This is a genomic window from Lacticaseibacillus songhuajiangensis, from assembly GCF_003946025.1.
Lineage (GTDB): Bacteria > Bacillota > Bacilli > Lactobacillales > Lactobacillaceae > Lacticaseibacillus > Lacticaseibacillus songhuajiangensis.
This window is the reverse complement of sequence record NZ_RHNR01000020.1, coordinates 1-25638: the sequence shown is the minus strand read 5'-3', so window position 1 is coordinate 25638 and position 25638 is coordinate 1. Positions and strand designations below refer to the sequence as shown.

Sequence of the window (25638 nt, the reverse complement as noted above, 5' to 3'; positions counted from 1 at the left end):
ATCATGACCATCATGCTTCTGGGCCTGATTGGAATGGCAGCCATCTACATGGCCATTTCCTACACGAGTCCCAGCAGTACGGCCATTCGCGCTGTGATTATGCAACTGGTTTGGTACGTCATTGGGGGTATTGGGGTGGTCTTCGTGATGCGCTTTGATGCCGAGCAACTGTGGCGGATTGCGCCGTACCTGTTCGCCCTCGGGATATTCCTCCTGATCGCCGTTTTGATTTTCTATAACCGCGCGGTTGCCGCTAAAACCGGTGCCAAGTCGTGGTTTGCATTCGGACCCATTACGTTTCAACCCAGTGAGGTGATGAAGCCGGCGTTCATTCTGATGCTGAGTCGCGTTGTCACCTTGCACAATACGGCAATGCCGCACACAACCAAGAACGACTGGCTCCTGATTGGCAAAATGCTGGCGTGGACGCTCCCTGTTGTTGCCTTACTGCTTTTGCAGCATGATTTGGGGACGACACTGGTGTTCCTGGCAATCTTCGCGGGAATTGTCCTGGTTTCCGGGGTGACCTGGAAAATTATTGCACCTATTGGTGGGGGCGCCATCCTGATCGGCGGCGGTGCGCTCTTCATGGCCACCCAAACTTGGGGTCGGGTGCTCTTGCGGCACGTTGGCTTTCAGGCTTACCAGTTCGCCCGCATCGACTCCTGGCTCAACCCCTCGGGGGCAACTTCTGGGGACTCCTACCAAATTTGGCAGGCAATGAAGGCCATTGGCTCCGGTCAACTCACCGGAAGCGGGTTGGGCAACCTGAAGGTCACCGTGCCCGTGCAGGAGTCGGACATGATTTTCTCCGTTATCGGGGAGACCATGGGCTTCATTGGCGCAGCTGCGCTGATTCTGCTCTACTTCCTGCTGATTTACCAGATGGTGCGCGTGACCTTCGACACAAAGAACGAGTTCTACGCGTACATTTCGACGGGCGTCATCATGATGATTATGTTCCACGTTCTGGAAAACATTGGGATGAACATCGGACTGCTGCCACTGACAGGTATTCCCCTGCCATTTGTGAGTCAGGGGGGCTCGTTCCTGCTGGCCAACATGTTATCGGTCGGTATGGTACTGTCGATGCGCTATCACCATCAAAGTTATATGTTTAGTCGGGACGATGAATTTGGTAGTCCGCAACCTAAAAAGGTTTGACGAAGAAGGCCACGCGCAAAGCGTGGCCTTTTGATTGCACAAAAATAGCCTCGCCAACGCGGCGAGACTGAAGTTACTTGAGATATTTTTCATACTTGCTGGGCATTTTTTGGTAACCCGGTTTTGCGGGTTTCTCCGTGCGGGTTAAGGAGATGTGGTCGGCGTGGAGCACCGTTTGGTAATCCTTGTTGATTGCTTGCACGAGTGCGGCAGTTTGCGTTTCATCAAGCTCAGCGATGCTGCTTAACTGCGCCTGTTCTACCGGCAGAATCTCCAGCTCTTGGCGACCGCCGGGTTCACTGGCAAAATGCTTGCGCAGGTGCGTAGCCAACCAGGAGTCGCTGCCCAGGGACAGTTTGGTGAGCGGGGAGTAGGGGCGGTTGCGCACGATTGCAACCTTTTGCAGGGTGTGCATGGCTTCCCCGCTAATTGTGAGGGGACTGAGCTGCTGCTCAATCAGGGGCAACAACGCGCTGATGGTCGTGACGGTTGCTGTCATTTGCAGAATTCCCGTGCCAGATCAGCGTAGATCTTGATGGCGTTCTCGAAGTCACTCAGTGCGACGTGCTCGTCAATCATGTGCGCCTGGTCCCATGCACCAGGACCGTAAATGAGCGTTGGTAGTTGTTTGTTGGCCAGGGTGAACTCACTGGCGTCAGTCGCGCCATGAATGATGTCGAGTGGTGCTGGTTGCCCATTTTGCTTGGTGATCGCCGCTTGCAAGGCCTGCACGATGTCGGCGTCTGCTGGGGTGCTGACGGGCCGGAAGGAGTGGGTGAGTTCAAAGGTGAGCGTCCCCTTGCTCTTCGCGTTCAGCTGCGCGCAGACTTCCTTGAGGCGTTCAATGACGTGCTCGTTATCGAAAGTCGGCACGGGACGAATGTTGCCGGCAACTTCCCCGTAGTCGGGAATGGTGTTCACCTGACTACCAACCTTAGCAATCGTAACGGAGTGGACGAGCTTGCCCAGAACGGGGTCAGCAGGTGCATCATCGAAGGCGGTGCGCTCGGCAATCATGAAGTCGGTGAGCAGGCTCAGGGCGTTCACCCCGAGCTCAGGCATTGAACTGTGGGCAGATTGACCGCGGGCAATGATTTTGTAGTTAAAACTCCCAGAGTGGGCGTGGATGATGTTAGGTAGCGTTGGTTCCCCAATCACGAGGCCGTCAATGTCATCCGCGTAACCGGCCTTGGTGAGCTGCCGGGCACCCATTGCGCCGTATTCTTCGCCCACAGTGGCCATGAAGCGTACGTGACCTGCAAAATGCGTGTCGTGGAGTTCAATGAGTGCAAAGACCATGGCGGCCAGACCACTCTTCATGTCGGCGGCACCGCGACCGTAGAGGACGCCATCTTTGATTTCGGCGGCGAAGGGATCGTGATGCCACTTGGCCCGGTCACCGATGAGCACGGTGTCCTGGTGCCCACTGAGCGCGAGTGTTTTGCCAGGCGCGTCAGGGTTGAGTTCCGCAATAATATTGCTGCGGCCATCGGAATACGGTAGCAGTTTGCTACTGATTCCGTGTTCCTGTAACTTCGCGGCAATCAATGCGCTAATTGCTGCCTCATTGCCATTTTCACTGTTCGTTTGAATTAATTTAGTCAGAAATTCAGTTTGTTCATTCATGTATAAGACCCCTCTCACCAAACGACTTTAGGTGTTAGCGCTTTGAAAAGCAAGCGCAAAATTTCAAGACTGTGGCAAAATTATGCTTGACAGCAAAGAATTGTGGCGGTAACATTAGGCCATTCTTAAAATGAACGAAACGAGTGAGATGAGAGAGACGGTTCGCACGACCTTGAAAGAGACCCCGGATGGTGAAAGCGGGGAGGCACGGCAACCTGAAAATGGCTCATTGATCGGTGCAACGAGGCTTCGGCGTAGTTGCAATGGCTGGCATCCATTATCTTGCACGGGACTTGTTGGAGTCCTGAGTGAGGCCCATTTCGGTGGGCGAATTAGAATGGTACCGCGGGAAGCCGCTTCTAAGCAATGCTTAGGAGCGGTTTTTTCGTGTCCGGCACGGCGCGTTCGTTTTGACACACAAGACATTTTTGGGAGGAATTATTCATGAAGAAGAACATTTTGGCAGCGGGAATTAGCGTATTGGCATTGGGTCTGGTACTTGCCGGTTGCGGCAGCAAGCAGAAGGCCAGCAGCAAGGTGACCACGGTGCGCGTGGGGATTGTGGGCAGCGATAAGCGCGTGTGGCAGCCAATCGCCAACCGGCTCAAGAAGCAGAACATCGACATTAAAATTGTCAGCTTCGCCGATTACAACAAGCCGAACCAAGCCCTGCTAGATGGGGACATTGATCTGAACGCCTTCCAGCACCAGTACTTCCTGGACAACTGGAACAAGACGCACAAGTCCAACCTGAAGGCAATCGGTCAGACCGTCCTGGCACCACTTAAGGTGTACTCCAGCAAGATTAGCAGTCTCAAGAAGCTCAAGAAGGGTGACACCGTCACGGTGCCGAACGACCCAACCAACGAAGGCCGCGCATTGCAGCTGCTCGAAACGGCCGGTCTGATTACCCTCGATAAGGCGGCATTGCCAACGACCCACGACATCAAGAGCAACAAGTTGAACTTGACGGTCACTGCCATTGATGCATCCCAGACGGCGCGTTCTCTCAAGTCTGCACAGGCGGCAGTGGTTAACTCCGGGGTGGCAACAGATGCCGGATTGAAGGTTTCCGATTCCATCTACACCGAAAAAATTACCGCCAAGAGCAAGCCTTGGATTAACATCATCGTGGCCAAGGGCAGTCAGAAGAACAACAAGGTTTACAAGAAGATTGTGAAGGCCTTCCAGACTGAAGCAACCGCCAAGACCATCAAGAAGGTCTACAAGGGCAATGAAGTCCCAGCCTGGAACTACAAGTTCTAAGTCCGAACGGGTTAAAAAATAAATCAGAGTTGACAAGAGATTAAAACATTGCCATAATACAGGCAATTGATTCAAACGAATGACGTGAGAGAGAGAAACTCAGCGGCAATGCAGAGACCCCGGATGGTGCAAAAGGGGATGCCAAGTGTTTTGAGAATGGCTCACTGATCGGCTCACTGAGGCGCAAGCTAAGGTGTAGATGGCTGGCATCCATTACAATGCACGGGAGATAACTCCCAGAGGTTCCGTGTTAGTGGCACGGAATGAATTAGAATGGTACCGCGGGAAGCCGCTTCTAAGTTTTGCTTAGAGGCGGCTTTTTGTTTGGTCAATGTAGAAAAAGTCATGATGACATGGAGGAATTACTAATGAAGAAGAAGAGTTTTGCAGTTGCAGGGGCCGCCCTGCTCGCCACCGTTTTGCTTGCCGCTTGTGGTAGCAAGTCCGCAGACACCGCCAAGACCACCACAGTTAAGCTGGGTGTCATTGGTTCTGACGCCGATGTGTGGAAGCCAGTGGCTAAGCGCCTGGCCAAGCAGCACATCAACCTGAAGCTGGTGCAGTTCACCGACTACAACAAGCCTAACCAAGCGGTGCTCGATGGCGACTTGGACTTGAACGCAATGCAGCACTACGATTTCTTTAACAACTGGGAAAAGTCCCACCACGACAGCAGCTTAACCGCGATCGGGAACACCTACATCGGACCACTGCGCGTTTACTCCAACAAGATTAAGAGCCTGAAGGACCTGAAGAAGGGCGATACCGTTGCCGTGCCAAACGACCCAACCAACGAAGGTCGCGCGTTGATTTTGCTTGAAACCGCCGGCATCCTCAAGCTGGATGATTCCAAGACGCCAACAACTCGGGACATCAAGTCCAACCCGAAGAAGCTCAAGTTCAGCGCTGTTGACGCTTCGCAGACAGCCCGGAGCCTGTCCTCCACAACCGCTTCCGTCGTCAACAACGACATGGCCCTGAACGCCAAGCTCAAGCCAGCGGATGCCATCTACGTCGAAAAGATTAACGCCAAGAGCAAGCCATGGGTTAACATCATCGTGGCTAAGAAGTCCGAAAAGAACAAGGCTGTTTACAAGAAGATTGTGAAGGCTTACCAGACTGAAGCAACCAAGAAGCAGATCAAGAAGATTTACGACGGTTCGACGATTGCCGCTTGGGACTACAAGTTCTAAAATTAAGATTTAAACCATCCTGAACTCGGGTTTGTTCATTGCGAACGAACCCGACGTTTAGTTAGGCGGTGAAAATCAATCGCTTTCATAACCGCAACTCGGAACAACACGGAAGGAATTTGCAAATGAGTGCTGAAACAGTGATTACATTCGATGACGTTGACGTCGTCTTCAAAGAAAAGAAAAAAGAGGCCGTTCACGCTGTCGACCACGTCAGCCTCGACGTTAACCGCGGCGACATTTACGGCATTGTCGGGTACTCTGGTGCCGGCAAGTCCACACTGGTGCGTCTCATCAACTTGCTGCAGCGGCCAACCTCCGGTAGTGTGACCGTCCTCGGTGATGACATGGCCAGCTTGTCCGCCAGCGAATTGCGCGATAAGCGCCGTAAAATCGGGATGATTTTCCAGCATTTTAACTTGATGGCCAGCCGCACAATCGCCGACAACGTGGCGTTCCCACTGCGCGGCATCAAGAGTAAGGCGGAGATTAAGCAAAAGGTAGCCGAATTGCTCGACCTCGTTGGCTTGTCCGACCGTGCCGATGCTTACCCAGCTGAACTCTCCGGTGGTCAGAAACAGCGTGTCGGGATTGCCCGCGCGTTGGCTTCAGATCCGGAAGTGCTGATTTCCGATGAAGCTACCAGCGCACTGGACCCCAAAACGACTGTGTCCATCCTGAACCTGCTCAAAGAATTGAACACCAAGCTGGGGCTCACCATTGTGCTGATTACCCACCAAATGGAAGCCGTTAAGCAGATTTGCTCACGTGTTGCCGTGATGGAAGCAGGTGCGGTCATTGAACGTGGGTCACTGCTCGACATCTTTGCGCACCCGCAGCAGCCGCTCACCAAGGACTTCATTGATACCACAATGCAGCTCGACAGCACGCTGGAAACTATCGCCAAGCAGCCAGCCGTCCAGAACTTGGGACCAAATGAGCGTCTGATTCGCCTGACCTACTTAGGGGATTCAACCGACCAGCCAATCATTGCAACCTTGTTCGCTAAGTACCAGGTGACGGCTAACATTTTGTTTGCCGACATCCAGAGTCTGCAGGACACGCCGTTTGGGAACCTGATTGTGGTGCTGACCGGTGAAGCGGCCAACATCGACACTGCATTGCAGTTCCTGAAGGACGAGGGCGTGACGGTAACTGCAGTCCAGATTCCAGGAGGTAAGAAGTAATGGGTATCATTGAAAAATTCTTCCCGAACGTTGTACCGCTATGGAGCGGTCCTGATGGTGTTGTCGATGCCATCAACCAAACTTTGTACATGACATTTTGGACCACACTGGTGGCCGGAATCATCGGCCTCATCGTTGGCATCTTGTTACTGCTGACGGGGGAACATGGCCTCTGGGAAAACCGGCCGTTCTACTCGGTACTCGACAAGCTGGTTAACGTGTTCCGGTCCATTCCGTTCATCATCCTGCTCGCGGTTTTGAACGACGTGACCCGCTTTATTGTTCACACCGGGATTGGCCCAACCGCCGCCCTGGTACCCCTGATTGCTGGTGCCGCACCGTTCTACGCGCGGCAAGTGCAGAACGCGCTGCTGACAGTTGACCCTGGGGTGGTTGAAGCTGCCGAATCAATGGGCCTGTCGCCAATGCAGATTGTCTTTCGCGTCTACCTGCGCGAAGGCTTGTCGGAGCTCATCCGTGTGTCCGTGCTGACCATCATCAGTATTATCGGACTCACCGCCATGGCTGGTGCCATTGGTGGTGGTGGTCTTGGTAACCTGGCCATCAACACAGGGTACCTGCGCTACCAGAACGACGTTATCTGGGTCAGCCTGATCTTCATCATGATTCTGGTTTTCGCTGTCCAGTTCATCGGCGACATCTTCGCTCGCAAAACACATCATTAAAAACTATGCAAAAGCCGTCCTTGGGGGCGGCTTTTGTTGTCCGTCAGCGTAAGTGTTGAAAATACCATCCGCAAGGATGGCTTCTGTGAAAATTGACCGAAGGTCGGGCCTGGGGCGAATTGGTTCCACACTCGCGGGCAGGCAACGCGGGGTCGCTCACGCCTGGCAAGCCAGGCTACCGCTGAACTTTTTGCCGAAACCCACGTCAAAAAGGTTCACCCCGAACAGGCAGACCCATGGCAAAACGGCTATCGCCGGTTGACATGGGTCTGCCTGTTCTTTTCGCGTCACCTGCCCGCGAGTGCTCCACCAATTCACCCCAGGCCCTAAGTACATTCATTATACGACTGTGGTGGTATTTTCAACGCCACATTGAGATGCCCGCATATCACGAGTCTCTCCTTGCACGCGGCCTAGTAGCGCAACTAGTCAGTGCTGGTTCTTTGTGAAACTCTCATAACTGAGTATTCGTGTGAATACTACTCACGCCGGAGTTGCCGACTTCACCGCCTAGCGGCGGTATGCAAACGGCACAGAGGCCGTGCGCGACTTCGTCGCCAAAACACTTACGCTGACGGACAGCGTTTGTTGTGGAATTCACATGCAGTTAAGTCTAAACGTATCAGAAAAAACTAATGGTCAAATGTGGATTGCAAATAAAACAATATTCTCAATCTTGTCACGACAGTATAATTTAAAGTGTGATACAGATATTAATTGCTGGTGGGGTTCAGTTTAGTAAAGGAGAATATGAATGAGCGACAAGAAAGATGGTACCAAGAAAGATAGCAAGAAGAGCGAGAAAGTCATCAACGTTCGTGGTGAACGGGTGCGCGAGTTGCGGCGGCAGCGGGGGATGTCGCAGAGCGTACTGGCAAAAGGCATTTGCACGCAGGCGACAATCTCGCTCATTGAGAAGAAAAACAAGGTGCCTAGTTTGAATACCCTCGTGAAGATTGCGCGGCGACTTGATGTTGCGCTTGAGGACATCGTTCAAGGCGATTCAATCACAACACAGCATAAACTCAGTCAGATTGAAGAATACCTCAAACAACGTAATTATGACGCTGCATTCAGTATTTTGAGCCAAAATGATCCGGAACAAATTAAGGATTTGGAAGCACGGCGGCAGTTCGGCTATCTTTATGGGCTGGGCGAATTATTGGGACACGCCGATTACGATGAAGCAATTTATTACTTTAACCGGGTGCTCGCACCCGCACAGCAGGGACCGCACAACAGCCTGACTGTGCTGGCGACAATTGGGTTGGCTCTCGCCTACGCGCGTCAGGGAAAGCTGGATCGTGCGCGGATCTATCTGCGGGAAGCACGCAACTTTGTGGATGAGTTAACCTTCACCAAACCGCGCCAACTGGACGTGCAACTCACGATGCGCCTGCAAGGCGGCCAGTGCGCGCTTTTGCTCGGTAATCCAGAAGAGGATTTGCATGATGCGGAAAGCGGCATTGCGCAGGCGGTTGGTCAGGGCCGTCTGTACTTGCTGGATGAGTTGTATGATATGCGCGCTCAATGTCTCCAGAAACTCGGCAGTGATCCGAGCGCGGACGAGGAAAATGCGCGGGTACTCGCGCGCATTATTAACCTGGCCGCGCATACCGTTGTGCTTGAGGCCAATGCGGAAGTACCAGCCGCGGCGGAAGAGGCCGTGTCTGAATCAAAAAACGTCGCTTCCGCTCAATAATTTTGATAATGGGGTGAACAAAAAAGACGTGCACCATTTTCCGAGTCTGGAAAATGGCCACGTCTTTTTTAATCGCTCATAAAACAGAGCTTATTCTGGCGGTGATAATGTGAAATTTGCTACTAATTACTTGCCAATTTTTGCAGTTTTACCGATGGCAAGTGCCGGTTTGTTTTCAAGGTCGGTGCGGACCACGAGGACATCGCAAGTTGCCTGGCGGGTGACGTATTCGGTGACGGAACCAATGAGCAAGCGTTCAACCGCGTTGAGCCCAGTTGCCCCAATCATGATGAGGTCGATGTCATGTTGCTTCGGAACATCGCGGGCAATGATCGTTTTCGGTGCGCCGTATTCGATGGAGTAACTGACCTTCTCGAGGCCTTCCTTCTTAGCAGCAGTGATGTATTCTTCCATGGTGTTCTTCGCCGTGGCGGTCACTTGTTCAACCATCGCGGAGTCAAAACTGGATACGTTCTGGAAGGCGCGAGTATCTACAATGTGAATTAAGAACAAATCTGCGTCGTTACGCTTCGCGACTTCGACCGCCTTCTTGAATGCAAGTTCAGCTTCGTAAGAACCATCAATCGCGACAAGAATGTGTTTGTATTGTTGCAACATAATAAACGCCCCTTTCAATTTCTAATTTAAGCATACATGGTTGTGAAAGCTTTTTCAAGAACGTTTGGGAGTTAATTATGGCAATCTGACTTAGTTATTCATGGCGCGGGTGAGGCCGCTTGCAAACAGGAAAATAAAGAGCAGGGAGAACGCAATGACGATGAGGGCAATCATTTTGCTGCCGATGAAGCCGGCCACCACAGCGGCAATTGCGCACAGGATGAGCAGGATTGCGGTGACCGTCATGCTGGCGGATAACTCACCACTTGGTTTGCTGAAGAGTAAGAAACTGCGCTTGCGGTGAGTGAGCAGGTAGGCCGCAACCACGAGTAAGAGTAGGGCGTAAATAATCATGACAATTTTGAGCATGTGAAATTCCTCCATAAATAAAAAGCTGGCACAAGGCCAGCCCAAAAGAAAACTTTTGTTTACGGATAACTAGCAGTGCCGTTTAAGCTTCCCCGATCGTGTGAACCCGCGTTAAGCAGGTGGGGCAAAGTACCACTGAGCTGTGTGCTACGTGTAATAGCACAATCGTCAGCGGCGCCAACATGCCCCAATGTATCGAGATTGTAAGCTCAACTGATGTAAAGGGAAGAGCGAACACCTTAGTAACTTCCGTACCCTCAATATAGCATCATGGGGACCCACGTGCAAGGAATATGCGTGGCGGTGCTGGTCAACTTTTCCGAACTGTCTTATGATGGAAAAGATAGCTTTTGGCCGGGCTTTTCTACGGGGTGATTCACAAGTACTTGGTCCCGGAAAGCCGAATAAATGAACGAGGATGAACATAATGTCAGATTATACCAAAATGGCTGCGCTGGGCATGGCACCTCTGCGCCACAACGTACGAGTGCGGGTGCTCAGTTTACATGACGCGCAAACAGTGCCAGCAGCGCTCGTGAAAAAGAGCACGCACAGCCCCTTTTTCTTCGCCGCGGGGGCACAGTTTTTTGTGACGAGCAAAACAGAAGCTAATCTCGCACTGGCGCTCCAGCAGCGGCAGTTGGCCTTAGCTGCCATTCATGATGCGGGCGGGGCGGGGACCTTTCTGACGTCTGGACTGCGGGTCCAGCTGACCCTGCCCGAGATGGCTTTGGGTGATAGTTACGCGGCGCTGGCGCAGGAAGGCAAGATGCCGAGCTACCTAGAGTACCGCAACCACATCTACCTGCGTCTGGCTGCTAAACTCGCGCATACCCCGTCGCTATACGCGCTCTTGGGGGCAAAAGTAACGCCGGCTGCTACTACTGATTGGTCAAGTCTGCAAGCCTATGCGCAGACTTTCAAGGTGCGCCCTGTCGGCGAACAGTTGGGGACTGTTGGCTTAGTGGGCCAGCATTTTGACCAGCAAGGCGTTCTGGCACTGGAAGTGGACGTGCCACTGCTGGTCGGGACCAACGTGGCGGCGTTGGCCTTGCTGCGGGATACTGTGTGGGCCTTGCTGGATGCGGACAAGGCGCCACTTGATCTTGCGGCCTACCTGCGGTCGTTCTACAGCGCCGATTATCAGCTGCCAAACCTAACGGAACCGGCTGCTGCCGTTTCCCAAGACAACACGGGTTTACTGATGAAAGCGAACATTGCCGCCGGCGGGGATGTGCAGCAGCTGAGCCCACAGACGGCACTTTATGAATTAAAGCTGGGTCAATCCCAGGCACTGATCAGCAGCAACGCGTTGGGCCTCAACACGGACGTTGCCACTGAGCTGAGTCAGGATCGCTTTGCGCGGCGGAACGCACTGGCCGCGGCTGGTATCAACACGCCGCTGGTTGGTGTCTATCGTGACCCGCAACAATTAATGCAGGATTGGCGCAGCAGTTTTGCAACGAAGGCCATCGTGCTCAAGACGCGTCAGCAAGGGGCTGGTGTGAGCGATATGCTGCTCAGCACCCCGCAAGAAGCGCAGTTGCAGGCCAAAATTGCGGCGCTGGACGGTGAACTCCAGATTGAAACTTTTCAGAGCGGGGACATCTTCAAGCTGCTCGTGCTCCGCGGCAAGGTGCTTGGCGTTCTGGCGACAGATTTCGCCTACGTGGTTGGCGATGGTCGCAGCCAGGTGCAGGCGCTGCTGACGCGGCATAATCAGCGTAATGCGCAGTTGGGCTACCCCGAACTGGCATTTGATACGCGGGTGCAGGAATATCTAACGTTGCAGGGCGTTGCGGCCGATGCGGTTCCGGGGCGGGGTAGCCAGGTATACTTGGGCCGCAATAGCATTGCGCTGGCGGCCGGTGAGCACCGCAACGGTCGCGCTGAACTGGATAGCAGCTATGAGCAAGTGGCCATTGACGCGGCCGCGGCGTTAGGGCTGGAATTTTGCAGCGTGGATCTGGCCGTGGTCAACAGTTATGTGCCCCTGGATCCGCAGCAGGAAAATCAGGTGAGTGTGGTGGGGGTGAATGCCAACCCCGCTTTGCATTCCTTCAGCAAGCCGGCATACGGCGACGCGCAGGATGTGCTGACGCCAGTTTTGCGGGCAGTTCTGGCTTAACTGAAGATGGCTGAACGAAAAAGGGTGACAAATCGTTACATTGTGGTCGCGCTCCAAAAGGCAGCCAGTCGACCTAACGCTTCAGCGCGTAGTGAGACGGACACCGAAGGGCTCCCTAATATATAAGACAAGGCCAGTGGAAATCCTAAGTTCGGGATTTCCACTGGCCTTGTCTTATATACCGGTAGCTAACCGCCTTTTGTCACAGCCCTCTTTATTTGAATAGGGATGAGAACCAGCCGGACTTCTTTGGTTCTGCCTTCGGTTCTGGTGGTAGCTTAATGTCGTCGTCACTGCGGAAAACCGCTTCCTTAGCAACAATGAGCAAACCGCTTTCATCAGGATCCAACTTGGCATTTTCGTTGTTGATGAGGGTGAAGGGAATTTTGGACTGAGAGCAGAGCTTAACGTAAGGACCGCTGATGCCCATGCCCTCCTTACCGTTAATCAACACCTGCAAATCCTTATCCAGGTATTGTGGCAACACCGCCTTGAAGCGTCGTAGTGTCGCCGGATCACCAATCTCATCGTTCGTTAGCCGTAGTTCCACGCGTTCGCGCAGTGAGCCGAGGTAGTGCCGCCGCTCATCAATCTTCGTTTGCCGAGGACCAAAGATGGCACTGGTAATGTGCTCTTGGACTTGATCGTCATTCGCAGCCATTGCGCTCGCCTCCTTATAGCAATTACTTCTATTGTAGCAAACTAGTATTATTTTGCTAGTAATCGGCGTGAGAGCTAGGAAAAATTAACGAACAACGAAGCCCTTCATCCGCATCACGTCGGCGTCTGCGGAACTAGCGGGTTCGTAGCCGTTCGCAATCAGGTCGTTGATGTAGAGCTTATTGTAAATGAAGGCAAAAATAATGGAAATGATGCCAGTGCTGATCCCAAAGGTGAAGGCGCCGGTAGCAATCTGGAGAACGGCAATAATCAGTGCCCACTTCCAGTCGCTCCGGAAGAGAGCGGGGAAGAAGCCGAAGAAGAAGGTAGTCCAGGAAAAGCCGATTTTGGCTTGCCGCGCCTGACCGGTGCGCGCATTCGTAAGTGTGACAAACATAATAATTCCTCCAAATTAAAAATAACGAATTTTTTATTTCTTAAGCAATAATACTAGTCTAGTGCAGGGGGATTGTCCATGTATTTAATCATAAAAAAGCCACCAGCGCCGAACAATTTGTTCAGCGTTGGTGGCTCATTATTCATTTAGTGCCGCAACTGCGCCGCGGTGACTGGTACCACCTGGAAATGTTCTAGGTGCACCTTCTTTGCAAACGTGCGTGCCTTGTCCGGATTGCCAAAAATAATTGCATTTTGTTCGTAAGTGCAAGGCAAAATTGGACCACCCTCGACAGGCGCATTGTTTGGTGCCACATACGTCTGATCATCAATTTTGAGAACACAAAACTGTATCGCCATACCCAATCCCCCCAGATTTGGTCAGTGTGCTAGTAAAGAATATTATACACTGAATTATTGGCAGATGAGCGAGAATTGGTATAAAGATAATTTATATGATGATCACAAGTTTATTCAGTGTAACGCTTGATGGACAGCACGTTATTCACGTACATCACAATGAAGAAGCCAAAACCAAAGATGATGAGTTGGAGCCAGTCGGTCACTGTGAGGTGGGCCAGTGATTCTCCTGAGGACCACAGCCAGTTGAGTAGCCCGTAGCCGGCGGTGCTAATGATGGTTGTCCAGGAAGTGCGGTGTAGTTGGTGGCGGCGCACCCGGGCATAGTCGGCGGCGGAGACTTCACGCCGCGTGAGTTGGGCGCGGCTTAAGGACCGAGTGCCGTAGAAACCAAGCGCCCCAACTAGGCTCAACAAGATGATGCTGACCAGCGTGTTGAACGCTGCTGCATCACCGTAGCGAGCAGATACCCACAGGGCAACACCGAGTCCAATGAGTTGCACAACGGCAATGAATGCCAAAATGTTCGTGCTGATGCGTCCCAGTTCCTGGCGTGCATACTCATCCAGCGGTCCGGGGATGCCGAACACGATGCGCACGCAGTGGTCACGTAAGGATTCATTCGTTCTCGTCTTCATTTTGATTCCTCCAAAATAAGCTGTTCAAATCGGTACCCAACGCCCAAGCCAGTTTGAGACACAGATCGAGGGAGGGATTATACTTTCCGTTCTCAATCAGGTTAATCGTCTGCCGGGCAACCCCAATCTCCTTGGCAAGCGCTAATTGCGAGAGTTTCTGCGCGCGGCGAAACTCGCGAACATGATTCATGGCCATCCTCCGTTCTCAATTAAGTGTCACATTTATCTGACACTTAGAATATACGCAACTTGTTAGCTTGTGTCAACTATAATTGACATTTCACCAAATAAAAAGCGCTACTCGTCAGAGTAACGTTTTTCTAGTCTAGCCAAGTTTCATTTTGACTTTCTGTGGAAGTTTGCTGGCCGTCGTTGCTTGCCAGCTGACCACGTTTTGGCCCTTGGCCTGAATGGCGAGGTAGCGGTTCGGCTTAAGTCGCCATTGAGACAGGAACTGGAGCTTACGCTGCTTGCCGGCTGCGTTGACACTGGTGACGGTGTAGACGTATTCGTCTTCGCCGCCGCCACCGATGAAGTGGCGGTCGGGTTTAACGTTGGTGGAGACATAGACTGTCTCGTCCTTCACCAGTGGATTGAGATTGTCTAGTGCTGCCGCGAATTCACTCGTGTTGTTGCGCGTGTTGGCGGCAGCAACGCCGAGACCGGCAGCGCCAATCAAGATGAGCACGAGTAGCCCAGTGAGTACATGTTGCAATGTTTTCATGATTCCCTCCAAGGTATCTGTTGATGGTTCTAGCATAACGGCCTTGGCGAATTGAAACATCGGACTAGAGGCGGGTTCTGTTCGGCAGGATTACCAGATGGTTTTCTTTCCGTTGAGCAACTTGGGTTTAGCTGGCAGTTTGGCGAGCACCCAGAACGCGCGGGCAGCAAAGAAAATCGCCACAACGCCGACGACGTAGAACCAGGGATTGTTGGTCATCGAGAAGTAGGGACTGATGACGGGCCACATGTTCAGCGGCAGGAAAGAATTGATGGTGCCGATGAGAATCACAATGGCGAGTCCCCAGCTGGCACCTAAACGCGTACCGCGTTTTTCCCAGTACAGGCCGGGCATGATGCCCATCAGGATGTTGGTGAAAATGTACCACTTGAGCATGACCGGATCGTGCATGAAGACCCGGAATAAGTTAACAGAGACAATCATGACGATGATCCAGCCGCAAACGCGCTGCCAAGCAGAGGCAACGCTAACGCCGACGCCCCAGATGTCTTCACGTTCGACATACACGCACAGGACGAGGTTATAGACTTCAAAAAGCGTCCAGACAACTTCGGCGAGGGAGGCGAAAACAAAGATCCAGAAACCACCGGTAGCGTGCGCCGCCAGGGCGAATACGAAAATCCCCATCGAATCAATGGCGAAGTAGAAGGAATGCATCAGCAAGTTATAGGGCGACTTTTGCTCACGGCGGACTAAGAAGAAGCTGTAAATGTACTCGATGAAGCCAATCGCAAAAGTTAACCCTGCCACCGCCAGATTGCGGATGTAATCGGGATTACTGCTACCGAGCGCCGACACGAAATCGTGGGCACTGTAATTCACGCTTGGAAAAGTGCTAAATAAACTTTGTAATAAATGCCACATGGGTAAACCTCCAAATGTGTTAGGATGGATACAAGTTTAGCCACTAATAACTGGCATTGGGATACATTGTAGCCGTAAACTGTGTATTATCTGGAGGTTGGCATGGATCGACGAGTCGTCAAAACTAAAACCGCGTTGCGCAAGGCGTTGTTCGTGTTGCTTGCGCATGAGCCCATTGACCGTATTAGTGTCTCTGCACTTTGCCGAGAAGCCCAGGTAACGCGGCGCACCTTTTACACGCATTACGACCGGGTGGAGGACGTCTTCACGGAATATCAAGAGGACATGCGCCGGCAAGTGGAGCGCGCGCTGAGCACTGGCAAAATGGATGCGCAGACCTTGCTGAAGGTGTTTGACCGCATCCTGATGGCCAATTTTGATGCTTTTGCCTACATGTGTCGAAACCTACATGAACAACAGTTGGTGCAAGAGCTCCAGGAGATGCTATTTGCCACCTTTTGCGAGCAGCTGGTATCCGGCCAGCCCACCGCGCAGCAACAACTCACACTCCAATATGCCGCTTATGGCGTCGTGAATTCTTATGTGTACTGGTTCAATCATGTTAAGCGGGTGCAGTATGCGGACGTGGTTACCACCAACCGGCAGTTGCTCACCGCCACACTGGCAGTATTGGCGTAGTTGCACTGCGTGTGATTAACAGGTATCCTGGCGATAAATACGCGATAAGAGGTTAACGAGATGGAAATTCGGGAAGCACGCGCCACAGATATTCAGGCCCTAATGCCACTGGTGGACGGGTACTATGCCGCCAGTCCAGTACCGCACACGGCGGATCACGCAGCGGTGGCCACGCACGTTCAGCAATTAATTGCCGCCGATAATCCTTTGGGCGGGCTGCTACTCGCGATTGAAGATGACAACATCGCGGGCTTTGCCTTTCTGTATTACGGCTTCAACAAGCGGTCCCTGAAACGGACGGTTACTTTGAATGACTTGTTTGTTGCCGCGGCATACCGCCGCCGCGGGATTGCCCGTGCACTCATTACAGCAACGCTGCAGTGGGGCCGCGACCATGGGGCGATGTCGGTTGACTGGCAAACGCGAGTGTCAAATACCGGCGCCCAGGCGCTGTATGATCAAGTTGGCGAGCGCGAGTCTGGCTGGATTCATTACCAGAGTAAATTGTGAGTGACGGGCTCATTGGCGACTTGAGTCAACAAATGTAAAGTTGCAACAAAAAAACACCGGATTCGAGTCAGAATCCGGTGTTTTGACGTGCTGGGGTGGGTTGAAGTTGGCAATGCGCGCCGATGTATTAGAAGCTGTGCTGAGCGTAACCCAGGAACTTCTTGCCGTTGCTGGTGTACAGGGAGACCATTGGTGCGCCCTGTGCAGGGTAGTAGCCGTTCTTCATCAGGTAGTTGGTCCCTTTGGCCATTTTGCCGATGCGTTTCAAGCTGCGGTTGTAGATGTAGTCATCCTTGTCATTGGCACCATCATCACCAGCGGTGATGACATGTTTGCCGGGAAATACCAAGGTGCCTAGACCCATGTAGTCCGTTTTCTTGGTCTGGCTAGCATTCAGGTAACCATAGAACTGATTGCGGAAGTACAACTTGTAGTAGGTGGCACCGTTACTGTGGTAGTAGATTTCTTTTACCGTGTAGGTGAATGGCAAGCTGGTCAGGTTAATGAAAACTTTCTTCTTGAAGTTCATGTCCATCCAGCCAGACTCGTGGTGGAAGCGCTGCTTGTTGAGCACGGTACCGCCGACGTACAGAGTCTTGCCCGGCTTCACCGCTGCGCCGTACGCATACTTGGTGTTCGCCACCGCCTTGGCGTTCAAATAGCCGTACCATTTGCCGCCGCGGTAAACGGAGTAGTACTTGCTGCCGTCTTTGCGGCCATAGATGCGCTTGACCTGCAAGGTGCGTTGCAAGTAGTTTTTGCTGTCGTGGAGCTTGGTCTTAAAGCCAAAAGTTTTCCAGAAAGCATAACCGGACTTCTTTACCGTCACATATTGATTGGTCGCTTTGGAATACGCCTTGGCCGCCTGCACGGTTTGGCCTCCGTGCGTTGTATTCGCGGCGCCGATGGCAACCCCGATGGTGATGCTGGCGAGCAGGGCAAAGAGCCCAGTCCGCAAACGTGATTTGCTGATCATTTGATTCTCCTCCAATTGAACATTCCCAACTTCAAAATAAATATAACAATTGTTCTTGGAAAAGAGAATCCCCATTTTGCTTCTGGTCGGGGAACATTCTTGCCAGTTGCACATCCGCAACTTGAGTGTGCGGGCAGTCCTCATGACTAAAGTGGCACTTTAGGTTAGACTAGTAGGGTTATCGTCAGTAGTGGATTTGTGAGGAAAGACATCGTGATTGAAAAACAAACACTTGAATTGGTGCAAAAAGAACTAAACGGGATCACGCCGCACCAGGTGCAAACCGTGCTGAACTTGATGGACGATGGGAACACCGTGCCGTTCATTGCCCGTTACCGTAAGGAAATGACGGGAAGTTTGGATGAAGTCCAGATTCAGAGTATCGAGGCAGCCTACAAGCGGGCAACTGCCTTGCAGGACCGGAAAGTAGCGGTTATTAAGAGTATTGCGGAGCAGGGTGCCTTAAGCGCCAAACTGGAACAAGCCATTCAGGCCAGTACCAAGCTGCAGGATGTCGAGGATATTTACCTGCCGTACAAGCAGAAACGGCAGACTAAAGCAATGGTGGCGCGCAAACGGGGCCTTGAACCACTGGCCAAGTGGCTACTCAGCTGGCCGAATGGACAACTGGAGCAGGAGGCACGGCAGTACGTGAATGCTGCCAAGGAAGTGGCAACGGTCCAGGATGCACTGGCCGGTGCCCACGAAATTCTGGCCGAAAGCTTTAGCGAGATTGCATCCATTCGCAACTGGGTGCGCGCTTATACGCAGCGTACGGGGCTGCTAGAGACGCGCGTTAAGAGCAAGGACAAGGCCCTGGACGAGAAGGGGGTTTATCAGCAGTATTATGCCTTTCAGGCGCCATTGAAGAAGGTGTCCGCAACGCAGACACTTGCCATTAACCGCGGCGAGAAAGCGAAAATTCTGAGCGTTAAAGTGCAAGTCGACTCGGCCACAATCATGAACTACTTCCATTTTCGGATTGTGGGTAAACGTTCGGAAACCCCCGCAACGGCATTTGTGGCAACTGCTTACCAAGACGCCTACAAGCGCTTTGTGGGTCCTGCCATCGAGCGCGAACTGCGCGGCGCACTCACTGAGACCGCAGAAGCGCAGTCAATTCAGGTGTTCGGGCAGAATTTGTATAATTTGCTGATGCAGACCCCTATCAAGGGCAAGGTGGTGCTGGGCTTTGATCCCGCGTACCGGACCGGTTGCAAGCTAGCCGTGGTGGATGAGAATGGGAAGTTCTTGGCTAAGGCGGTAATCTACCCGCACAAGCCAGCACCAGAGGCCAAGCGGCAGGCAGCCCAGCAGGAATTCATTGATTTGCTTGAACGTTACCAGGTGACGATGATTGCCATCGGTAACGGAACCGCGAGTCGGGAATCCGAGCGGTTCGTGGCGGAGGCACTGAAGCACATCAAGCGGGATGTCTTCTACGTCATCGTCAATGAGGCTGGCGCGTCCGTGTACTCCGCGAGTCAGGAAGCCCGCGATGAATTTCCAGATCTGCATGTCGAGCAGCGCAGTGCTATCAGTATCGCCCGCCGTTTGCAAGACCCCTTAGCCGAACTGGTCAAAATTGACCCGGAAGCGGTCGGCGTGGGGCAGTACCAACACGACTTACCTGCACAGGCCCTGTCTAGTGAAGTGGACGCGGTGGTTGAACGGGCGGTGAACCGGGTTGGGGTCAACCTCAATACGGCGAGTTACCAGTTGCTGACCCGGATCTCGGGTTTGACGAAAACAACGGCGACCAATATTGTCCATTATCGGGATGAACACGGCCGTTATGAAAGCCGCGCGGAGCTCAAAAAGGTGCCGCGCCTGGGACCAAAGGCATTTGAGCAGTCTGTGGGGTTCCTGCGCATTGTCGGTGGGAAGAACCCGCTCGACAATACGGACATTCACCCAGAAAGTTACAAGGTGGCCAAGGCCATTTTGGCGAGTGCGCGACTCCAGCCGGCTGACTTGAGCGATGCCGCGGCTCGTGCGCGGGTGAAGGACGTTGATTTACAGCCGCTAGTTGCGGCTGGCGTTGGTGCCGCGACTGCCGCTGACATTGCGGATAGTTTGCAGCATCCTGGCCGCGATGAGCGGGACAGGATGTCCGCGCCGCAACTACGCCGGGATGTGCTGACGATGGCAGACTTGGCGGCAGGTATGAAGCTGGAGGGGACAGTGCGCAACGTGGTTGACTTTGGCGCTTTCGTTGACATTGGCGTCAAACATGACGGACTTGTCCACGTCTCACGAATGAAGCGCGGCCAGTTCGTGCGCGATCCGAAAACGGTGGTCGCAGTCGGCGACGTAGTGACAGTATGGATTGAGTCCGTTGATACCCAGCGGGAGCGTATTCAGCTGACGATGGTGGACCCAGCGGGCAAGTAAATTTGGATACACCAAAAGGTGCGGCCAGTGGAATTCTGAAGTGAATTCTACCGGCCGCACCTTTTGTGCTTAATTAGTCAACGATCGTGACGTACTGCTTGATGAGGTCGAGTTTTTCTTCATCCGTCCGTGCCCAGGTGAAGCCTTGGCGGAACGCGAGCGCGAGAAATGGGTAGTCACTTGCTTGCAGCTTTGCCTCGACTTTTTCGATTAGGGCACTCGGACTCAAACCCACCCGTTCAACTCGAATATCCGTTTTTGCCATCAGTCTGCCGCCACTGAAACGCCTGTCTAGCAATGTGGTGTGTATGCGTCATTCTTTACACTGCGAGCATCGAGCATACGCCCAACGTGGCAGCAGCAAATCGGACTAAGGACGGATTTGTGCGGTGCCACCCACGCGGCTATTTTTCCTTGCGTGCGAGATACAAGGTGAGAAGCAGGGCCAGTCCCGCGAACAGTGCGCCACCCATCGGGGTCATGTGCAAACTGAAGCTGTCCAGAATCCGGCCGCCGAGCGTGCTGCCGAGTACGATCCCGATATTGAACGCGGAGATGTTAAGGGCGGAGGCCAGCTGCGCATCTTGGGGATGCTTAGCTTCGGCGACTTGCATGGTGAACAGCTGCAGACCTGGCACGTTCATGAAGGCAAACAGACCCATGAGGAGAATGGAAATCACGCCGCTGATCGAGTTAACTAGTCCCAGTGGCATGAACAACATGATGGCAAAATCGGCGGCAAACATCCAGGCAAGTGCGTGCAAGGGGCGCCGATTGGCGAAGCGGCCGCCGAGGGTGTTGCCGATGGCCACCATGATGCCGTAGAGCAGCAGGAACCAGACTTGGGATTGGCCGGTAAAACCAATTTTGCCTAACACGGCCGAAATGTAGGTATAAACGGGGAAACTAGCACCATAACCCAAAGCGGTAATCAGCAGGCCAGTCACCAGCCGCGGTTCGCGGAGCAGGCGCATGAAGCCGCCGGCATTCGTCCCGCTTGGTTGGGGCAGGTTCGCTGGGACTAGCCGCCAGTTGGCGAGGAGCGCCAGCAAGCCGAATGCAGCGATAAACGTAAAGGCAATGCGCCAGGTGGCGTTTTGCGCGATGAAAGTTCCCAGCGGCACGCCCGTCACGGTCGCAACGGTTAAGCCGGTGAACATGGTCGCAATCGCGCTGGCCCGTTTATCTGCGGCGACAACTGAGGCTGCAATTACCGTTGCGGTTGACATGAACAAACCGTGGGCGAAGGCGGCAATAACCCGGCCGACCAGCAACAGGGTGAAGCTCGGTGCAATGGCGGTGAGTCCATTACCAATGATGAAGGTGATCATCACGGCGAGCAGCAAGTGTTTGCGCCGCACACTGCCGGTGAGTGCCGTCAGCAGGGGCGCGCCGACTGTGATTCCGGCGGCATACAGGGACACAGTTAATCCGGCCGTGCTCAGTTTAATGCCGAAGGTCGTGACCAGCATGGGCATGACCCCGACGGCAATGAATTCAGTGATGCCAATTGCGAAGGCGGATAGAGCAAGGGCGAGCAGTGTGAGCTTGGCGCTAGTTGATGCTTGTGTGTTCGTTGTGCGTTCCATAATTGTTCCTCCAATTGATTTGGTTACGAATAGTAAGTATACTGGGTAGGAACAATTACACAACTACGCACTATTTAGTGCGATACGCACCTTTTAGTGCCTATGGGGGACTTATGCAAACATATAACATTGGCGTAGAAGCAACGATGGCGATTATTGGCGGCAAGTGGAAGGCAATTATTCTGTGCCACCTGCGGCATGACACCATGCGCACGGGCGAGTTGCGGCGGGCGATTCCCAAAATCACGCAGAAAATGCTCACGCAGCAATTGCGTGAGCTCGAAAGTGACGGCATCGTTAAGCGCCATGTTTATGAGCAGGTACCACCGCGCGTGGACTACTGCTTAACAGAGCGGGGCGAGAGTCTCAGCGCGATTCTGACCGCCATGTGCCAGTGGGGTGAACGGAATATCGACGAACGGCGCGCCTGTGGTGAGGAGATTGAACTCGTACACCGCGATGACGTGCGGCTAGAACCGAAAGCGGAGTAAATTGGTGCATGGCTTAGCAGAGTCAGGCAGTCCCGGCTGGTATTTGGATCAAGTTTACAGTATGGTTGAAAATGACGTTTTATTGACGGAAAAAAGTGGCTAGAGATGGTCACGGATGTTCGTGCGAGGTGGTAAAGCGCCGATTAATCATACAAGGAGGGACTCTGCATGTTTTTAGCGCCACTTTTTGAGAATGATGTGCCATTTTACTAGTCGTCGCTGATGACTAGTGAAATGGAGGAAAATTTTGAATCATCGTAAAATAATTGGTGCCTTGTTCCTAAGTGTTGCGGCCAGCATCTGGGGTGGCATGTTCGTTGTCGTCAAGTCGGTCGTTGGTGTGATTCCGCCAGTGGAATTGGTCTGGTTGCGCTATCTCGTTGCGGTCATCGTGCTGCTGGTGATGATGGTGGTGAAGCGGGTTCGCTGGCAGTGGGACTGGCGCAACGGGCGCTTGATGCTGCTGATTGGCCTGATTGGTTATGCCCTGTCGATTGTGACCCAGGAGACGGGGACGCTATTGTCGTCCGCGCAACTAGGTGCTGTGGTGACGTCTGCAACCCCAGCCTTTATGATCTTGTTTAGCTGGGCCTTGCTGCACGTCAGACCCACTCGGGGTGACTTGATTAGCCTGGTTCTGGCTAGCGCTGGTGTCATCTTGATTGTAGGTTTGCAGTTTACGGGTCGGCGCGTCTTACTCGGCGCGCTGTGTTTGGTTATTGCTGCACTGACTTGGGCATTGATGTCGGTGCTGGTACGGATGGTGGATGCCAAATATGATGGTCTGCAGGTCACCTTTGTGGGTACTTTGGTTGCGTTCGTCACGCTCACGCCAAGTACGATTGCAAATTGGGGCAGCATTGCCCACGTGAATTTTCTGCAACCGCATATCTGGCTCAGCATCCTCTATCTGGGGGCAATCTCGACGGCTTTGGCCTTTGTAATTCGGAATGCTGGCTTGCGCTTGCTGGCCAGCAACTTATCGGGTTTGTTCTTCTTGTTTCAACCCATCGTTGGGGCGCTACTCGGCTGGCTCTTCTTGGGGGAGACACTCACAATTGGTTTTGCGCTTGGCACCTTGCTGATTTTTGGTAGCATCTGGGTCGCATTGCGGTTGCGGTGAATATCAAGCTGACCAATGTATCATGAAAAAAAGAATCAATTCCGCTTGCGGGATTGATTCTTTTTTTGTGCGGTGAGTGCTTGGTGCAGCCTGGTAAAATGCAACAAAAAAGCACGCCCCGAAAGGCGTGCTCCATGAATCGATTACAGCATCTGGTGGTAACGGTGCGAATATTAGCAATTTGGTTCAATTCGAATCCAGGCATATCAAGGAATTCAAAGAGGATTTCTTAATGTAATGCTGTGAAACCCGGCATGAATTGATAACTTCTGCAACAGCGTGCAACATTTGAGCTGGCCCGTGAATACTTACTGACGAATCGTAAATTCAACTTGTGTACGATTTTGTTGACTTAATTATTCAACTTGGCAAAGTGAATTGTTTAGAATTGTGCTAAGGAACGACAGTAGCCTACGAATAATCATAGGCCTATGGTTCAGGAAATTGCGCATACTTGTGCGTCGGCTGTGTTCCGGTTGAAGTCGTAACGGGATGTTGAGATTATCAAGTAAAGTTATTACGGAGAATGGCGTGGGACAAGAGGAATAACAAGTTCCGTAAGGGGTTGTTTGTTTTTGTGTAAGTAACATTGTCTTACACAAAAATGACTCGTTAAAATTCAACGTTATTTCGAGATTCCTCCACTACAGCTGCCTTCAGTACCAAACGTACAGGAGAAACAGTTTGCAAATGATGCCCATGAGTTCTGATTATCTGATATCTCTGTGATGTGTTTTGAGTCTCTCGGCACACAAAGTGCGTTATGATATATTCTGAACGATGATCGAAGCAAAATGTTGATTCAGCTCCTGAATCAACATTTCGTATCAAGTGGGATATCTTTCGAAATTGATTGCGATTCGTTTTTTGCTGAATATTAAAGGAAAAAATTGGAGAAAATCATATTATGAATTTAGTTATCATTGGAAATGGTTTTGATTTGCATTTTGGGTTAAAGACTGGCATTAAAGATTTTCAAAATGTTTTAGCCAAACTTGATTCTGATTCTGTGTTTGAATCGTCATTGCAGTGGTGGAGCGGCTATGAAGAAGACTTGGGCAATATGGACTTTGAAGATCTTGAGACGAATGAGATAATCCCACCAGATTACATGTCCGACCATGAATCTGACCGAGATTCAGGAATTGCAGCTATGGATGAGAGAATGTCGCAATTAATGAACACTCGTCAAGAGGCCCTTGCACAGATGGCTAACCAAGCAAATGTGCAATTAGAGAAGAAATCAAACAGGTATGCCTTTGATTCTGATTGCGCTATTGTAAGCTTTAATTATACTTCCACTCTGGAAGTTTTGTTTCAATATGATAGTCATATTAACGGTATTCTGCACATACATGGTTTTGCAGAAGATGATGACCCAAGTGCGTTACTCTTTGGATATTCTGAACCCAACAGAGACATTCTACGAAAATTCTCTAGAATAGGTTTGGCTACGGGTGATGAAGCATTAGACTCACAATCTCGACGAGAATATGACGAAGCGAGAAAACATGGTGATGAAGATGTACCAGATTACTATATTACCCAGCAAGAAGAACGAATTCTTGCATTCTACAAGAAAAATCAAAAAAAGTTGGAATTAAAATCTTTGGATAAGTATCTCTCTGATAAGGTTGGCCAGATTGACGAGATTATTGTTGTTGGGCATTCTCTGGGCATTGTTGATAGACCATACTTTAACTTCATTGACAATAAATTGAATCAACCTATGTGGACGATATTCAGTTTTCATAAGCAATTAGGAGATTCGGACATTGCTCAATTGCCATTCAAAAACCGAGTTCGATGGTTCACTGAGATGGATCTTGTTATTCATCAAATGTAATACATGAATTCCGGGACATGAATTGGGAAAAGATCTAGGCCATACAAATCCAGACGCATCAAGTTATTCAAAGAAGATTCCTCGACGCAACACTGTGAAAATCGACATGAATCGATAACTTCTGCAACGGCGTGCAACATTTGAGCTGACCCGCAAATACTTACTGATGAATCGTACATTTGAATCGTACATTTAGCTTGTGTACGATTTTTTAGACGTTTTTGGGAGACTTAATTATTCAACTTGGCAAAGCGAATTGTTTAGAATTGTGCTAAGAAACGACAGTAGCCTACGAATAACCATATGCCTATGATCATTCAGGAACTTGCGCATACTTGTGCGCCGACTGTGTTCCGGTTGAAGTCGCAACGGTATGGTGAGATTATTAAGAAGTGGCTGGTGAATAATTTGTCCAAGCTATCTGTAACAGTTCCTTAACCCGTTATCGTTGTATAATAGATGCATAGG

Annotated in this window: 27 protein-coding genes; 13 read left to right on the top strand and 14 right to left on the bottom strand. The window is 51.8% G+C overall.

The window, feature by feature from the left end; all coding sequences use genetic code 11:
- The first annotated feature begins 3 nt into the window (after positions 1 to 3).
- On the top strand, positions 4 to 1164 hold the full coding sequence (locus EKM97_RS06345) for an FtsW/RodA/SpoVE family cell cycle protein (RefSeq protein ID WP_125571574.1): 1161 nt from the start codon (positions 4 to 6) through the stop codon (positions 1162 to 1164).
- A gap of 73 nt (positions 1165 to 1237) precedes the next feature.
- Here EKM97_RS06345 and EKM97_RS11945 read toward each other — a convergent pair whose 3' ends face one another.
- Together EKM97_RS11945 and EKM97_RS06335 are read right to left on the bottom strand one after the other, a co-directional pair.
- The gene (locus tag EKM97_RS11945) at positions 1238 to 1663 is read right to left on the bottom strand and encodes a hypothetical protein (protein WP_164507462.1); all 426 of its coding nucleotides are present in this window, start codon (positions 1661 to 1663) and stop codon (positions 1238 to 1240) included.
- On the bottom strand, positions 1660 to 2790 hold the full coding sequence (locus EKM97_RS06335; RefSeq protein ID WP_125571553.1) for an ArgE/DapE family deacylase: 1131 nt from the start codon (positions 2788 to 2790) through the stop codon (positions 1660 to 1662). Before EKM97_RS06335 ends, EKM97_RS11945 begins: the two co-directional genes overlap by 4 nt.
- Before the next feature lie 444 nt (positions 2791 to 3234).
- Between EKM97_RS06335 and EKM97_RS06330 the strand changes: the two genes are divergently transcribed.
- From EKM97_RS06330 to EKM97_RS06310, 5 genes are all read left to right on the top strand, one after another.
- Positions 3235 to 4056, top strand: coding sequence for a MetQ/NlpA family ABC transporter substrate-binding protein (locus EKM97_RS06330; protein ID WP_125571552.1), 822 nt, complete (start codon positions 3235 to 3237; stop codon positions 4054 to 4056).
- 368 nt (positions 4057 to 4424) lie between these two features.
- Positions 4425 to 5249, top strand: coding sequence for a MetQ/NlpA family ABC transporter substrate-binding protein (locus EKM97_RS06325; protein ID WP_125571551.1), 825 nt, complete (start codon positions 4425 to 4427; stop codon positions 5247 to 5249).
- Between the two features lie 125 nt (positions 5250 to 5374).
- Positions 5375 to 6436 (top strand): methionine ABC transporter ATP-binding protein, encoded by a 1062-nt coding sequence (locus EKM97_RS06320; RefSeq protein ID WP_125571550.1) that lies wholly within the window; start codon positions 5375 to 5377, stop codon positions 6434 to 6436.
- Positions 6436 to 7122, top strand: coding sequence for a methionine ABC transporter permease (locus EKM97_RS06315; protein ID WP_125571549.1), 687 nt, complete (start codon positions 6436 to 6438; stop codon positions 7120 to 7122). Before EKM97_RS06320 ends, EKM97_RS06315 begins: the two co-directional genes overlap by 1 nt.
- Positions 7123 to 7876: 754 nt before the next feature.
- Positions 7877 to 8824 carry a helix-turn-helix transcriptional regulator gene (locus tag EKM97_RS06310; protein WP_125571548.1) on the top strand — a complete coding sequence of 316 codons (948 nt, stop codon included), beginning with the start codon at positions 7877 to 7879 and terminating at the stop codon, positions 8822 to 8824.
- A 126-nt stretch (positions 8825 to 8950) separates the two neighbouring features.
- Here EKM97_RS06310 and EKM97_RS06305 read toward each other — a convergent pair whose 3' ends face one another.
- Both EKM97_RS06305 and EKM97_RS06300 read right to left on the bottom strand, forming a co-directional pair.
- Entirely contained in the window at positions 8951 to 9442 is a 492-nt protein-coding gene (locus EKM97_RS06305; protein ID WP_125571547.1) for a universal stress protein, read from the bottom strand.
- A 90-nt stretch (positions 9443 to 9532) separates the two neighbouring features.
- Positions 9533 to 9811: a hypothetical protein gene (locus EKM97_RS06300; protein ID WP_125571546.1), complete on the bottom strand. Its 279-nt coding sequence runs from the start codon at positions 9809 to 9811 to the stop codon at positions 9533 to 9535.
- Positions 9812 to 10238: 427 nt separating this feature from the next.
- Here EKM97_RS06300 and EKM97_RS06295 point away from each other — a divergent pair, with 427 nt between their 5' ends.
- Positions 10239 to 11939, top strand: a complete 1701-nt coding sequence (locus EKM97_RS06295) for a hypothetical protein (protein WP_125571545.1) — start codon at positions 10239 to 10241, stop codon at positions 11937 to 11939.
- A gap of 214 nt (positions 11940 to 12153) precedes the next feature.
- Here EKM97_RS06295 and EKM97_RS06290 read toward each other — a convergent pair whose 3' ends face one another.
- The 7 genes from EKM97_RS06290 to EKM97_RS06260 form a co-directional block, all read right to left on the bottom strand.
- The gene (locus EKM97_RS06290) at positions 12154 to 12600 is read right to left on the bottom strand and encodes a YueI family protein (protein ID WP_125571544.1); all 447 of its coding nucleotides are present in this window, start codon (positions 12598 to 12600) and stop codon (positions 12154 to 12156) included.
- A gap of 84 nt (positions 12601 to 12684) precedes the next feature.
- Positions 12685 to 12996: a DUF2628 domain-containing protein gene (locus EKM97_RS06285; RefSeq protein ID WP_125571543.1), complete on the bottom strand. Its 312-nt coding sequence runs from the start codon at positions 12994 to 12996 to the stop codon at positions 12685 to 12687.
- Positions 12997 to 13142: 146 nt separating this feature from the next.
- Entirely contained in the window at positions 13143 to 13355 is a 213-nt protein-coding gene (locus tag EKM97_RS06280) for a hypothetical protein (protein ID WP_125571542.1), read from the bottom strand.
- 110 nt (positions 13356 to 13465) lie between these two features.
- Positions 13466 to 13993: a DUF3278 domain-containing protein gene (locus EKM97_RS06275; RefSeq protein ID WP_125571541.1), complete on the bottom strand. Its 528-nt coding sequence runs from the start codon at positions 13991 to 13993 to the stop codon at positions 13466 to 13468.
- Entirely contained in the window at positions 13974 to 14183 is a 210-nt protein-coding gene (locus tag EKM97_RS06270) for a helix-turn-helix transcriptional regulator (protein WP_125571540.1), read from the bottom strand. Before EKM97_RS06270 ends, EKM97_RS06275 begins: the two co-directional genes overlap by 20 nt.
- A gap of 135 nt (positions 14184 to 14318) precedes the next feature.
- Positions 14319 to 14717 (bottom strand): YxeA family protein, encoded by a 399-nt coding sequence (locus EKM97_RS06265; protein WP_164507461.1) that lies wholly within the window; start codon positions 14715 to 14717, stop codon positions 14319 to 14321.
- A gap of 90 nt (positions 14718 to 14807) precedes the next feature.
- The gene (locus EKM97_RS06260; protein ID WP_125571538.1) at positions 14808 to 15602 is read right to left on the bottom strand and encodes a hypothetical protein; all 795 of its coding nucleotides are present in this window, start codon (positions 15600 to 15602) and stop codon (positions 14808 to 14810) included.
- Positions 15603 to 15704: 102 nt separating this feature from the next.
- On the opposite strand from EKM97_RS06260, the gene EKM97_RS06255 reads away from it, so the two are divergent.
- Together EKM97_RS06255 and EKM97_RS06250 are read left to right on the top strand one after the other, a co-directional pair.
- Positions 15705 to 16241, top strand: coding sequence for a TetR/AcrR family transcriptional regulator (locus EKM97_RS06255; RefSeq protein WP_125571537.1), 537 nt, complete (start codon positions 15705 to 15707; stop codon positions 16239 to 16241).
- Between the two features lie 60 nt (positions 16242 to 16301).
- Positions 16302 to 16751 carry a GNAT family N-acetyltransferase gene (locus tag EKM97_RS06250; RefSeq protein WP_125571536.1) on the top strand — a complete coding sequence of 150 codons (450 nt, stop codon included), beginning with the start codon at positions 16302 to 16304 and terminating at the stop codon, positions 16749 to 16751.
- Between the two features lie 127 nt (positions 16752 to 16878).
- Here EKM97_RS06250 and EKM97_RS06245 read toward each other — a convergent pair whose 3' ends face one another.
- Positions 16879 to 17727 carry a GW dipeptide domain-containing protein gene (locus tag EKM97_RS06245; RefSeq protein WP_125571535.1) on the bottom strand — a complete coding sequence of 283 codons (849 nt, stop codon included), beginning with the start codon at positions 17725 to 17727 and terminating at the stop codon, positions 16879 to 16881.
- A 213-nt stretch (positions 17728 to 17940) separates the two neighbouring features.
- Here EKM97_RS06245 and EKM97_RS06240 point away from each other — a divergent pair, with 213 nt between their 5' ends.
- Positions 17941 to 20121: a Tex family protein gene (locus EKM97_RS06240; protein WP_125571534.1), complete on the top strand. Its 2181-nt coding sequence runs from the start codon at positions 17941 to 17943 to the stop codon at positions 20119 to 20121.
- A 73-nt stretch (positions 20122 to 20194) separates the two neighbouring features.
- On the opposite strand, the gene EKM97_RS06235 is transcribed toward EKM97_RS06240, so the two are convergent.
- Positions 20195 to 20386 carry a hypothetical protein gene (locus EKM97_RS06235; RefSeq protein ID WP_125571533.1) on the bottom strand — a complete coding sequence of 64 codons (192 nt, stop codon included), beginning with the start codon at positions 20384 to 20386 and terminating at the stop codon, positions 20195 to 20197.
- Between the two features lie 139 nt (positions 20387 to 20525).
- Positions 20526 to 21710, bottom strand: coding sequence for an MFS transporter (locus EKM97_RS06230; RefSeq protein WP_125571532.1), 1185 nt, complete (start codon positions 21708 to 21710; stop codon positions 20526 to 20528).
- A 113-nt stretch (positions 21711 to 21823) separates the two neighbouring features.
- Between EKM97_RS06230 and EKM97_RS06225 the strand changes: the two genes are divergently transcribed.
- The 3 genes from EKM97_RS06225 (at position 21824) to EKM97_RS06215 (ending at position 25170) form a co-directional block, all read left to right on the top strand.
- Entirely contained in the window at positions 21824 to 22201 is a 378-nt protein-coding gene (locus tag EKM97_RS06225) for a winged helix-turn-helix transcriptional regulator (protein WP_125571531.1), read from the top strand.
- Between the two features lie 247 nt (positions 22202 to 22448).
- A complete protein-coding gene (locus tag EKM97_RS06220; protein WP_125571530.1) occupies positions 22449 to 23324 on the top strand; it encodes a DMT family transporter in 876 nt (291 codons plus the stop codon).
- Positions 23325 to 24231: 907 nt separating this feature from the next.
- Positions 24232 to 25170 carry an AbiH family protein gene (locus EKM97_RS06215; RefSeq protein WP_125571529.1) on the top strand — a complete coding sequence of 313 codons (939 nt, stop codon included), beginning with the start codon at positions 24232 to 24234 and terminating at the stop codon, positions 25168 to 25170.
- Positions 25171 to 25638: the final 468 nt, after the last annotated feature.